This window comes from Candidatus Thiodiazotropha sp. AKAK2, from assembly GCF_058244685.1.
On record NZ_JBSYOP010000007.1, the window covers coordinates 19,742 to 32,581 of the forward strand.

The window sequence follows — 12,840 nt, forward strand, 5'->3', positions numbered from 1 at the left end:
TTGTTGGGTGTCGATAAGTACCTGACATCCATGTAGTCGAGAATAGCATATAGCTACATTGAGAACATTGTGAGAATATTGAAAGCTCCATGGAATGGAGTATGCTATGTCTCAAGCAGCGATCACGGACCGATCGCCACTCAGCCCACCTTATAAACGTCACCGGCCGGAACAGACGCTGCTCTATCAAATCATCGAGCAGTATTACCCGGAATTTAGGGATGTGATGGCCATGCAGGGCAAGCCCTTGCCCTTGCATGTGGCACAGGAATTTGCGGATTACCTCAAATGTGGCCGCCTGGAACACGGCTTCCTGCGGGTGCAATGCAGCGAATGTCATCATGAACACCTGGTAGCATTCAGCTGTAAGCGGCGCGGATTTTGCCCCAGCTGTGGCGCAAGACGTATGGCGGAAAGTGCTGCACTGTTGGTGGATGAGGTTTTACCAGAACAACCGATCCGACAATGGGTGCTGAGCTTCCCATTTCAATTGCGGTTCCTGTTTGCCAGCTGCCCGCAACTGATGAGGCGGGTGCTGGGGATCGTTTACAGGGCCATCTCGTCCCATCTTATTAAGAAGTCGGGATTCACTCGAAAAACCGCGCAGACTGGTGCGGTGACGCTGCTCCAAAGATTCGGCAGTGCGCTCAATTTGAACGTGCATTTCACATGCTGTTTCTGGACGGTGTTTACACCACCACGCCCTGGGGTACAGCCGATTTCATTGTGCCCATGTACCCACTCAGCAGGAATTGACGGAGTTGGTGCATAGGATCAGCCATCGGGTTGCCGGGTTTCTTGAGCGCGAGGGAATCCTGGAACGCGATGTGGAAAACAGCTACCTGAATCTGGAAGATCAAGACGAAGATCCGATGCAACAGGTATTGGGCTGCTCGGTGAGTTACCGCGTTGCCATCGGACTCCAACAGGGACGCAAAGTCAGCCCAAACGGGCGCCGTCACCCGGCCCATAATCGCCGGCTGGGCGGTAGAGTCAGGTGAAGCAAAAATGAAACCATGCGCAAAGCGGTTAATCCGTCGTTGAATTTCTTAAAGTAATCAACATCGATCATGACGGCGGACAGGGGCGTATGTTCCCGACGAGCACGTTTTATTTCTAGTTTCAGGACTCGCATAAAATGCCGTCGATTAGGTATCTGGGTTAACTCATCAGAAAGAGATATCCTGCTTAGCTCCTTCTGGGTTTTCTCTAACTCATGATTCAGGGAGTTCAAGTCATCATTTTTCTTTACTAATTCTTTCACAAGATCTTCGTGCTCGAAGCGATACTCAAATCCATCAGCAAAGGTCTTAGCTGCAAGCTTATGAGAGACTGTAAGCATGAGGGTAAAAAGTATGAGCATGATCGTCATGACCAGACTTAGAAGATTTCCTTGCGATGCACTAATGGATATGGCAGGAATCAGCATCGGTAAGATGTAGAGTAGATAGGTGAATCTGTCACTGGCCATGGATGAAAATGCGCCAGCGCTCATGCCTGCGAGGGTAAACAGGAAGAGCAAGGTGTAGGTGTCGTTCAACTCGGGGCTGAAAATAGCAAATCCTGTCCCCCAAACTACTCCTGTTACAAAGACTCCAAGGCGAAATTCAAGCAATTTGCTTTTATCCGAGGAGAACTCCCAGCTTTTTTCCAGAGACAGGCTGGTGTGTGTCATACGTGCTATTGAGACCAGGGTCATCAATATCAGCCAAGTCACTAAATAGGATGGCTGTAGCGTAAACCAATAAACAGAACAAAGCAGAACTGCATTGATGATGTTAAAACTGATAGCGCGCACGCCTCCCTGGTAGAGAAAACGAACGCGTTGGTGATAAACACGCTGTATTGTTGTTGCAGAGGGTGTCGTTAAATTAGCCACTATTGATTTCTCTTATGAGTGGTTTTTTATTATAGTTTTACATAGCCTTTTTATCGGAAAATTTACCGATATCTTTAGTTGGCTTTTTCTCACGTGATGCTTTGCAGTTAAATACCAGATTTTTAAAGATATTTTCAGCTTGAAATGTCAAGAATCGAAAGGCTTCCTGTATCACAGCAACCTGGTCAGTAGTTCGATGGATAGGCAAGCCTGAGCTGGTTTGCTTGCCGATTTCGGCATTACTCGACTTTTAAGGTACGCTACGACATGAATGCTTCTAACTCAGGGGCCGGCATCGGTCGCGCAAAGTAGAATCCCTGCCCACATTTGCAACCCTGCTGAAGCAGAAACTTAAGCTGATCTTCAGTCTCGATACCCTCCGCCAATACATCCAGTGACAAGTTTGTAGCCATACTGATTATGGCTTTGGCAATGGCTACATCATTTTCATCCTGTAGGATATCAGACACAAATTTATCGCCAAGCTGGCGGCGCTGGTACCCAAGCCTACGGTGAACCTGACCCGGTTTCATGGCGTGTTTGCGCCCAACAGCAAATACCGAGTCGATGTAATGTCCGCCAAACGTGGCAAAGGATCAAAGCCTCATGAGAGTGATGATAAGACTCCGCAACAGCGGTACAAGGCGATGACCTGGGCGCAACGCCTGAAGCGTGTGTTCAATATTGACGTCTCTATCTGCGAGAAGTGCGGAGGTGAAGCCAAGATAATCGCCAGTATCGAGGATCAGGCGGTCATCGACAAGAGCCTTTATCACTTACAGGCCAAGGGTATTTTAGAACACCCCTCCGAGTTGCTGCCGGCAGCACGGATCTCACCCGATTCAGACTGGTTAGCATATGCCCAGCTCCAGAAAAAAATCTGGCACAGAGGACAGCGATCAGCACTGAATAATTACCGACTTATTACTACTTAATAGTGATTAAAGGGAATATTTGAGATTAACTCTTTGAAATATCGGAAATATTTAATGGGTGTCCCAGAGACTGGTGAATCTCGTGGAGTGTTGATCAGAGGGTTTCATATACAGTGTTGCAGAAGTGTATTCTTGTATGGACATAGTAAAAATCCTGATACAGGCACATAATATGCCTGTGTACACTAATTTGTAGTGGCTTGGCTTAGGGAAGGGAGGCAATTTAGAGAGACAGGAATTCTATTTACACAGATTTACCCTGGGGTGGGTGATGTTCAGTTACTGGTTACCGCGAGTTTTTCCAGCGATCTTCCTGCTTTTGATTATTCTAAGCCCTCCAGTATTTGGACAAACACACCCTGACTCGACCGATGTCGGTGATGATTTCCGTTTTGCCACATTGACTGGGGTGATGCAGGTTCTGCTCGACCCTGAGCGCCAGCTGGATATCGATAGCGCCAGTGCAGCAACACTACATTCACAATATCAGGATGTGTCTAACGGCGGAAAAATCGGTTTTACCGACGCTGCTGTATGGACGCGCTTCACACTGGCTTCCCATCTGTCTTCCGCACAGACCTTTTTACTCGAGCTTGACTATCCACTCATGGATCGAATCGAGCTCTACGAGCCCGATGGTCAGGCAAGTTTCAGAAAGCGCCTTGGGGGAGATGCATTTTTATTCTCTGCACGTGACGTACAGGTTCGCACGAATGTCTTCACCATTGATCTTGTGCCGGGTGAGATCAAGACTCTCTATATGCGGTTGACGACGAATGGTTCAATTCAATTGCCAGTTCGACTCTGGAATCAGATTGCGTTTGCCGAATATGTTGCACAGTCACAGCTTTGGTTTGGGCTCTATTTTGGTGCTATCGTGTTATTGGTGGCATCAGCAATAGGTGGTTTGTTATTTCTTAAATCACCGCTTTTTTTCTGGTATGCCCTGTACTTAACCTTCTATGGATTACTCAATTTCACATTGACAGGGTTGGGTTTTCAGTTCATCTGGCCGGGGTTTCCCTTGTGGCAGGACATGGCACCCAGTTTCTTTGTTGGTGTTGTGGTGATAACCGCCATGATTTTCTCGAGCAAGCTGCTCGATATTGCACAATATAGTCGCACTTTCTATCATCTTTTTTGGTTAACCGCTGTGTTGGCGGCTATTGGTATTTTCTTATCTCTCACAGGTTACACTGGATTTGCGAAGCGGGTCAGCTCATTCTCAGGTCTGGTGCTTGTTCCTATTGTCATGTTGGCAGCTGTCATCGCCTATCGTGGTGGTAATCTCGCTGCGCGCTACTTTCTGATTGCCTGGGGCGTATTCCTGATTTTTGTTTTTATCTCCGGCCTCTACTATTGGGGAGTTTTACCGCATAATTTTGTGACTGCCTACGCATTACAATTAGGCTCAGTTTTCGAAGTTACGATGTTGGGTATGGCACTGGCTGAGCGGGTGGCGTCATTAAACAGAGAGAAAGAGCAAGCCGATCAGCAGGCAAGGGGCTATTTGACCCTGTTGAACGAAAAGCTTGAATCTTTGGTGAAAGAACGTACATCAGAGCTAGAGGCGAGTAATCAACGTCTAGAGGAGCTAGCCACCCATGACAGTTTGACGCTTTTGCTGAATCATCATGCAGTGCTGCGTGCGTTGGAGGGTGTTATCAATGCATCTGAGAGGCATGGGCAATCGTTCTGCATTGCCATTGTTGATGTGGATAACTTCAAGCAGATTAATGATCAGTTTGGCCATCAGGTAGGGGATGAGGTGTTGGTTGCGATCGCCAATACCCTGAGTAGTAGTCTAAGAACATATGATATTGCTGGACGATATGGCGGGGAAGAGTTTTTACTGATTTTGCCACAGACATCTACTGATGATGCCTCTGATCTCATTGATAGATTGAGACTATCTGTTTCAGATTTGGTGCTTAACAACACCGGGGGTGAGCGAATCACAGTCAGTGCTGGAATGATGGCATACGAACATGGTGTTTCTATGGATGTGGAGGCTCTATTTAGATGTGCCGATGATGCACTTTACTTGGCAAAGGATAGGGGTAAAGACAGGATTGAATGGGGTAGTTTAAAAAGTCTTGATCGCAGTTTGAAGGGCTTTGCTGATGAGAAGGGTGGGCATAAGTTTCATTGCATAAAGGAATGAAGATGCGGATATTGATAGATGACTGAGAGCAGGGAGTGTAGTGGCATAGTTGTTTTGGCCACCTGAATATGGGTGATATTATCACCCCATATGATCTAAATTCTTGCTGCCTGTCAGCCATATTGTCAGCGCCGCCCGATGCTACACTTAACGGAATAGCTTTCAGATATGTCACTTACGCATCAACCTGAATTCTAATAACAGATATCATCTCAATGATTAAGCTAGAACTTGCCGACATACTTACCGCCCCGGTAACCACGGTGCCACCCAATTGTACTGTGGATAATGCGTTGGCACTCATGCGCAAACAGCGCATCAGCTCCATTGTGATCACCGAAGGACAGGTACCGGTTGGGATTTTTACCGAGCGCGACGCTGTCATTATCAGCTATCGACATCAAGACTCCGAACATCTCGCAGTACAGGACGTAATGGGTACGCCACCTCTGACTGCTCCATTGGATATGGATTATCGCGAGGCCTATCGATTGATCGCTGATCATCACGTTCGCCATCTGATCATTGTCAACGATCAGGGGCATTTAGCGGGTATCGCATCCGAGAGCAGCTTCATGCAGCATCTGGGGACCGAATTTCTGGTGCGGTTCAAGGAAGTCGGTGCGCTGATGACCCGTAGCGTCATCACCCTTCCATACGATGCACTTGTTGATGACGCAATCAGGCTCATGGCGCGTGACCGCATCTCGTGCGTAGTCGTGGAAGATGCGGGCGCTGCCGTTGGCATCTTCACCGAACGAGACCTGGTTAGGCTCTCCTCTTCCATTAACAAAGGGGAATCTATTAGCCTCTCCAGCGTAATGGCCCACCCTGTTCGATCCATACCTATCGACATGCCCGTATCGGACGCCATCAAAATCATGGATCAGGCACATATTCGACGCCTGGTTGTGATTGGAGAGAGTGGCTCCATCGTAGGATTGGTGACCCGGAACAATATCGTTCGACAACTCTATGACACTCACATAGAACACCTGCGTCAGGCACTGAATGACCGGGAACAGGAGCTTGAAAGTTTAAAAAGCCAGCTTCAGCTTGAGAAACGGCTTCGCAACACGGAAGAGGCGCTGAAAGACAGCGAGCGTCGACTCAAGCTGGCCCTCTCTGCCGGGGGTATTGGAACATGGTCCTGGGATATCGGCAGTGACATGATTGTAGCGGACAGTCACTTTGCGAAACTTAGCGGGATACCAGAAGATCTGGCCGTTAAGGGGCTTTCATTTGAGCAGGTTTTTGATTCCATCTACGAAGAAGACCGCGACTCGGTCCACGGGATTATCCAAGAGTGTCTATCAGCAGGAGGATCTGATCAATACAGTTTTGATTTTCGTGTTATTTGGCCTGATGAAAGCATGCATTGGTTATCAGCACTTGGCGAGGTCAATGATCGGGACTCTACCGACAGGGCAACATTTATTCACGGCTGCCTGATAGACGTATCTGATCGCAAGGAAGCAGAACACGCCTTACGCGAGAGCGAAAAGCAATATAAAAATCTTATTACGCACAGCCCGGACATGATGTACCAGGTCGGTCTAGACGAAAAAGTTATATTTGTATCACCATCCATCGAACACATGACCGGCTTTACACCAGACGAGATAATCGGAATCGATGCAGCCGAATTACTCTATGTCCGGCCTGAAGAGCGCAATATTCTTTTACAATTATTGAATGAAAATGGATCCGTGAAGGGGTTTGAAGCCGAGTTAAAGCGAAAAGATGGCACTACCTGGTGGGCATCGGCAAACGTCCATTACGTGAAAGATGAGAATGGAACTGTGCAGGCCGTAGAAGGAATAGTCAGGGACATCACAGAACAGAAACGCATAGAGAGTCTGCTTCATGAAAGTGAACAACGGCTGAGGTTTGCCCTGGATCGCAGTCATACTGGCGGCTGGGACCTTAATCTTGTGGATCACACGGTACACCGAACGTTGAAGCATGATCAAATATTCGGTTATGACTCACTGCTGCCTGAGTGGACCTATGAAATGTTTCTTGATCACGTCATTCCTGTAGACAGGTCAGACGTTGACAACAATTTCAACAACTCTGTAGACACTAAATCCGACTGGAATTTCGAATGCCGTATTCGTCGGAGAGATAATGAAATACGGTGGATCCGGGGAGCGGGCGGTCATGAACTCGTCAAGACGGGAGAGATTAAACGCATGTCCGGTATCGTGCAGGACATTACTGAGCGGAAACTGGCTGAAGCCAAACTCATTGAGAGTGAAAAGAGCCTGAGAACCCTGCTCGATACCATACCCGACCTGATCTGGCTGAAAGATCCGGAAGGGGTATATCTATCATGTAACTCCCATTTCCAACAGTTCCTCGATCTATCCGAAGAGAGGATCATTGGAAAAACAGATCATGACCTCTTCGATCCTTCCATAGCCGATGCTTATCACAAGAACGACAAGATAGTGCTAGACAGCGGTAAAGTCCACATGAATGAAGAGGATGCGATTTATGCGGACGGTCATATCACTCAAATGGAGACCACCAAGACACCAGTGCATGCCCCCGATGGATCGCTTGTCGGCGTGCTGGGTATAGGTCGCGACATTACAGAACGTAAGAGAGCAGAGAGCGACCTTACCGAAAGTGAACGCCGCTTTCGCGCCACCTTCGACCAGGCTGCTGTTGGTATTGCCCGCGTCGCTCCAGATGGCCATTGGCTTGAAGTCAACGAGAAGCTCTCAGAGATCGTCGGCTATTCACGTGAGGAACTGCTTGAAAAGACCTTTCAGGACATCACCTACCCAGACGACCTGGATGCGGATCTTGCCCTTGTCAAAGAGGTATTGTCAGGCAAACGCAAAACCTACTCGATGGACAAACGTTACATCAAGTCATCGGGAGCGTTAGTCTGGATCCGGCTTACCGTTTCTCTGGTTCGTGATGATGATGGAGAACCGCTCTACTTTATCTCCGTAATCGAGGACATCGACCAACGGAAAAAGAACGCTGAAAAGCTCATAGAGGCAGCAGCGGTTTTCCGCAGTACCGGAGAAGGGGTCACCATTACCGATCATGAAGGTAACATTCTCGATGTCAACGACGCTTTTACCCGAATAACGGGTTACTCGCGGGATGAAGTGATAGGCCGGAACCCCCGTGTTCTCCAATCCGGTCGACACGACAAGCATTTCTATGAAGACATGTGGCATCAGTTACTGGAGAATGGCCAATGGCACGGTGAAATTTGGAATCGCTCAAAAAACGGCACCGTCTATCCTGAAATACTCACCATCAGCTCAGTAGACCCGGATGACGGCGGACCAAAGAAATATGTCGGCGTGTTCGCTGATATCTCTTCACTCAAGGCCACCGAAGCCCGCCTCGATCATCTGGCACACCATGACTCTCTCACCGGCCTGCCCAACAGGTTACTGTTCAGGGACCGACTCATTCACAGCCTGGCCAGTTCCGAGCGAAAAGGCACCAAAGTAGCAGTCGTGTTTCTTGATCTGGACCGCTTCAAAAACATCAACGATACACTTGGCCATGGTGTTGGTGACCAACTGCTGGTTGAGGTTTCAGAACGTATTACCCGAATCACCCGTGCTGGCGACACCGTTGGCCGCATCAGTGGCGACGAATTCTGCCTGGTGCTGGAAGATCTTCATCTCTCAATCGAAGTCATTCCTGTGGTGGAAAAGGTACTACAGATTTTCGCTGATCCGTTCGATGTGGAAAGCCATATCCTGCGGGTCTCATCCAGCATCGGCATCGCCTTGTATCCGGATAACAGCAAGGATGCCGACGCCCTGCTGAGCTTTGCCGACGCAGCCATGTACGAGGCCAAGGAGGCGGGCAGGAACACTTACTGCTTTTATACCCGAGAGATGACCGAACAGGCGCAAGAGCACAGCTTCGTGCAGAGCGCCCTGCGCGAGGCCCAGGATCAGTCCCAGTTCTATCTGGTCTACCAACCGCAGATAGACCTCAATACCAATAACCTGGTTGGCCTCGAGGTATTGTCCCGCTGGCAACACCCGACACGCGGGCTTATCCCACCCAACATGTTTATCCCTGTTGCCGAACAGAGCGGCTTGATCAGACAGCTTGGTGCCTGGATACTGCGTACAGCCACAACCCAGGCAAGAGCCTGGCTCGACGAAGGTCATGAATTTGGCCGCGTTTACGTTAATGTGGCAGGCCCGCAGCTTCACGATGCGGGGTTTCCCGAGTTAGTGAAAAGCTGCCTAACCGAAAGTGGCCTTCCGCCTGAACGACTGGGCCTGGAGGTCACTGAGAGTTTCGCCATGCGCGCCTCCGAGCACGCCTTCGAGGTGCTCTCGAGTCTGCGGGATATGGGCGTAGAGCTGGCGATTGACGACTTTGGTACTGGCTACTCCTCGCTGAGCTATCTGAAGCAATTGCCTGTGCACAAGTTGAAGATTGACCAGTCTTTTGTCCGCGATATACCTGTCGATCCCAACGACATGGCCATCGCTGAAGCCGTCATCAGTATGGGCCGGGCGCTGAATCTGAAGGTGATAGCTGAAGGGGTGGAAAAGCAGGAGCAGGCCGCTTTCCTCTACGGCAAGGGCTGTCAGGAAGCTCAAGGCTATCTCTACAGCCGGCCATTAAAACCTGAACAGTTTGAAGAGTGGATGGCTCAGACCATGAAGTAGCAGAAGAGAATTGATCCGCCTGTCTCAGATACCGGGCTCTTCCAGCAATCTATCGATCAGCTTTTCACCCAGTGCAGGGTCAAATCCCCGAATCTTTGCAAGCGCACCATACCGCTACGATTGATGATGGCCATCTCCGGAGTGCCTCGGGTTTGATACGCCCGCATGGTCTCAGGGATCTCCTCCCCCGGCAGATGCAGATCTATCCCCACCGGATGCGTATTGCCCTTCTTCTTCACATACTCGCGCAGTCGATCGGGATTCTGATACTCATACCGTGTGTTTCCACATGCTGTTTCTGGACGGTGTTTACACCACCACGCCCTGGGGTAAAAGCCGATTTCATCGTGCCCATACACCCGCTCAGCAGGAATTGACGGAGTTGGTGCATAGGATCAGCCATCGGGTTGCCGGATTTCTGGAGCGCGAGGGAATCCTGGAACGCGATGTGGAAAACAGCTACCTGAATCTGGAAGATCAAGACGAGGATCCGATGCAACAGGTATTGGGTTGCTCGATGAGTTACCGCGTTGCCATCGGACCCCAACAGGGACGCAAGGCAGAAAAGGGGCAGAAGAGGGCAGGGCAGAAGAGGGGGCAGTACCCTTATTTCGCTCTCTGAGCTATAAAAAGCCGTCCGGAGTTGGACTTTGGGCGGCTTTTTTCTGACCCCTTTTTTCTTATCTGAGTCCGGGATCTCAGTATTGGATTAAAGGGGGCAACAGGGGTCAAAGCCCTTTTCTACCAGTCGTACGCTCATCACCAGTGTCGTATATTGGCTAGGTCATCTCCTGAGTGTTATGAATTCTACAGAGTGCATCAATTACCGAAGCAAGCTGTTATTATTACTGCCTAGTTCGATCCTCATCGGTTTATTCATCGGTCTGAAATGCACTCTACGACAACCCAGTTTCCTCATTAAAACTCGCCTCAGCATTGTTGGCTAACCTTATGGGCTTTCATGACGATATGGCAGAGATCCTTTCAGCCACCCCATCTCAACGACAAACCCTGCTCTTCTCAGCCACCTATCCCGAGACCATTCGAGAAATGAGTGCCGCTTTTCAAAGCGATCCGATTGAAGTGACCGTCGACTCACATCACAGCGATTTGAAGATCAGGCAGCACTTCTATGAAGTCCAAAAAGGCAAGCGAAATCAAGCCCTGGCACTGTACGGCGACCTGGAGCAAAAGGATCGTGATCTGGTACTGGTGTGCTTCGCAAATGGTAGTGTTCCGGTACTGGTGGCTACAGATGTGGCAGTTCGCGGCCTCGACATCAAGGAACTTGGCGCGGTGATTAACTACGAGCTGCCCCGGGTTCCAGAGATCTATGTCCACCGAATCGGTCGTACAGGACAGGCAGGGAGAAATGGTCTGGCGCTTAATCTGTTTATCGCCTCAGAGGCCAATCACGTCAACGCCATTGAGGCCTATCTCAAGAACGAAGTGCGCCTGGAGCAACCGGCAGGGCTAGACATACCTGAGGGTTTCAGTCTCACCGCACCGAATGTCACGCTCTGTATCGATGGCGGCCGCAAAGAAAAAGTTCGTCCCGGCGACATTCTCGGCGCACTCAGTGCAGATAAAGCAATACAAGGTGGACTGGTTGGAAAGATCGATATTTTCGACCATGTTGCCTATGTCGCCGTTGATCGCAGTGTGCGGAAAATAGCAATCCGTGTTTTGTCCGATAACAAGATAAAGGGACGTCGCTTTAAAGTGCGAATACTACATCGACTCTGACTCCATGTAGTCAGTATGAACGCCATCGTTTTCACTTGTTGCTTCAGTTTACCTGTGAACATTTGACCAGAATAGATCAAACCGTCCGGTTTTTTAATGCCCTATCTAGGCCGCTATAAAGGTTTCAACGCTACATAGACATTTTGATGCATTTATCTTCAATTTGACAGATGTGTGATTGGCGGCGTTTTTCCTGATATCACAAACAGGTCTTTATCAGATAAGAGAAACCGGATATCGAACGGAAGTGAAATTCCCATCAAGACTGCCGGAACTGATGTATAATCCTAACTAAATCCCATCGTAACCCGCCAGAATGAATTCAACGGTTTTTGATTTGCTGTTAGCTATGAATCGGGTATGAGTATCAAAGATACAGACTTTAGACGTGGTTACCAGCTCAGCATGTTGGTTGGGGCTTCTGGGTCGACGTTCTTGATCGTCTTTGGGATCATTGCGATTGTTAATGACAGACAAATCCTAGGGCTGACGCTTCTTGCCATTACCCTACTGGTATTGGTGTCAATGTTCCTGATGTGGCTGACGACAAATCCGTCGTTCGGAATCAATGGAATCTCAATTGCGGTTGTTATTGCTTTTACCTATATCATCTCAACAGGGGGAATCGATAATACCGGCCCCCTGTGGTGTTATCCATTGACTCTGATAATAATGTTGCTCCAGGGGTTGCGAAGAGGAGTCATCGCATTATTTGTGCTACTGATAATCGTAATCGTTGTGATGTATATCCCGTCTGTGTTTTTTGTCTCTGCAGACTATCCACAAAGTTTTAAAGTCAGGTTTATTGCCTCCTTTTTTGCTTTGTCCATTATGGTGACAATTTACGAGTTCCTGAGGGAAAGGACGCACAAAAGATACATCGAGATCAGCAACGAATTGGAACACGCTTCCCACACTGACATGTTGACAGGATTGGCAAATCGACGGGAAATGTTGGCGCGACTGGATGCAGCCTACGGTACCTATAACCGCCATGGCGCACCTTTTTCGATCATCATGGCCGATTTGGATAATTTTAAACGAATAAATGACACATATGGGCACGTCGTTGGTGATCAGCTTCTAATCGGGCTTGGCAAGCTTCTATCCTCTGTTGTAAGGCGACAGGATCTGGTTTCCAGGTGGGGGGGGAGAGGAGTTCCTGATTATGCTTTCCCAGACTGATAGGCGCGAGGCTATGGAGGTTGCGGAAAAGTTGCGATTGTCTGTGGAATCAGCGGTTTTCTCTGATGAAAATAAATATCAGATAACCCTGAGTCTGGGTGTACAATCGATTACGGAAGCCGTCAACACAGATACAATGATCAGAGATGCCGATCGATTTCTCTACGAAGCAAAACGGAGAGGGCGCAATCGAGTGGCAGGACCGCTATAGTTTGCTTGAATATCTCCCGTTACTTATTCAATATTAAACCAATTCAAAAA

At 48.8% G+C, this 12,840-nt stretch carries 9 protein-coding genes and 2 pseudogenes; 8 read left to right on the forward strand and 3 right to left on the reverse strand.

Annotated elements, in window-relative coordinates:
- Positions 1-94: 94 nt before the first annotated feature.
- A pseudogene (locus AC4IE8_RS01935) lies at positions 95-941 on the forward strand (transposase zinc-binding domain-containing protein); the annotation flags it as partial.
- Between the two features lie 17 nt (positions 942-958).
- On the opposite strand, the gene AC4IE8_RS01940 reads toward AC4IE8_RS01935, so the two are convergent.
- The gene (locus AC4IE8_RS01940) at positions 959-1,879 is read right to left on the reverse strand and encodes a GGDEF domain-containing protein (protein ID WP_490790178.1); all 921 of its coding nucleotides are present in this window, start codon (positions 1,877-1,879) and stop codon (positions 959-961) included.
- 260 nt (positions 1,880-2,139) lie between these two features.
- On the reverse strand, positions 2,140-2,349 hold the full coding sequence (locus AC4IE8_RS01945) for an EAL domain-containing protein (protein WP_071891849.1): 210 nt from the start codon (positions 2,347-2,349) through the stop codon (positions 2,140-2,142).
- Between the two features lie 3 nt (positions 2,350-2,352).
- Here AC4IE8_RS01945 and AC4IE8_RS01950 point away from each other — a divergent pair.
- The 3 genes and pseudogenes from AC4IE8_RS01950 to AC4IE8_RS01960 all read left to right on the forward strand — a co-directional run.
- Positions 2,353-2,814, forward strand: a pseudogene (locus AC4IE8_RS01950) (hypothetical protein); the annotation flags it as partial.
- A gap of 271 nt (positions 2,815-3,085) precedes the next feature.
- Complete coding sequence (locus AC4IE8_RS01955) at positions 3,086-4,978, forward strand: sensor domain-containing diguanylate cyclase (RefSeq protein ID WP_490790179.1); 1,893 nt, start codon at positions 3,086-3,088, stop codon at positions 4,976-4,978.
- A 215-nt stretch (positions 4,979-5,193) separates the two neighbouring features.
- Entirely contained in the window at positions 5,194-9,648 is a 4,455-nt protein-coding gene (locus AC4IE8_RS01960; protein WP_490790180.1) for a PAS domain S-box protein, read from the forward strand.
- Between the two features lie 56 nt (positions 9,649-9,704).
- Here AC4IE8_RS01960 and AC4IE8_RS01965 read toward each other — a convergent pair whose 3' ends face one another.
- A complete protein-coding gene (locus AC4IE8_RS01965; protein WP_490790181.1) occupies positions 9,705-9,887 on the reverse strand; it encodes a thioredoxin domain-containing protein in 183 nt (60 codons plus the stop codon).
- A 50-nt stretch (positions 9,888-9,937) separates the two neighbouring features.
- Here AC4IE8_RS01965 and AC4IE8_RS01970 point away from each other — a divergent pair, with 50 nt between their 5' ends.
- The 4 genes from AC4IE8_RS01970 to AC4IE8_RS01985 all read left to right on the forward strand — a co-directional run bounded on the left by AC4IE8_RS01970 (position 9,938) and on the right by AC4IE8_RS01985 (position 12,790).
- Complete coding sequence (locus AC4IE8_RS01970) at positions 9,938-10,270, forward strand: hypothetical protein (protein WP_490790182.1); 333 nt, start codon at positions 9,938-9,940, stop codon at positions 10,268-10,270.
- Positions 10,271-10,599: 329 nt separating this feature from the next.
- Positions 10,600-11,394 (forward strand): helicase-related protein, encoded by a 795-nt coding sequence (locus tag AC4IE8_RS01975; RefSeq protein WP_490790183.1) that lies wholly within the window; start codon positions 10,600-10,602, stop codon positions 11,392-11,394.
- Positions 11,395-11,754: 360 nt separating this feature from the next.
- On the forward strand, positions 11,755-12,579 hold the full coding sequence (locus AC4IE8_RS01980; protein ID WP_490790184.1) for a GGDEF domain-containing protein: 825 nt from the start codon (positions 11,755-11,757) through the stop codon (positions 12,577-12,579).
- Positions 12,563-12,790, forward strand: coding sequence for a diguanylate cyclase (locus AC4IE8_RS01985; RefSeq protein ID WP_490790185.1), 228 nt, complete (start codon positions 12,563-12,565; stop codon positions 12,788-12,790). The genes AC4IE8_RS01980 and AC4IE8_RS01985 overlap by 17 nt, the downstream gene beginning before the upstream one ends.
- The last annotated feature ends 50 nt before the right edge of the window (positions 12,791-12,840 follow it).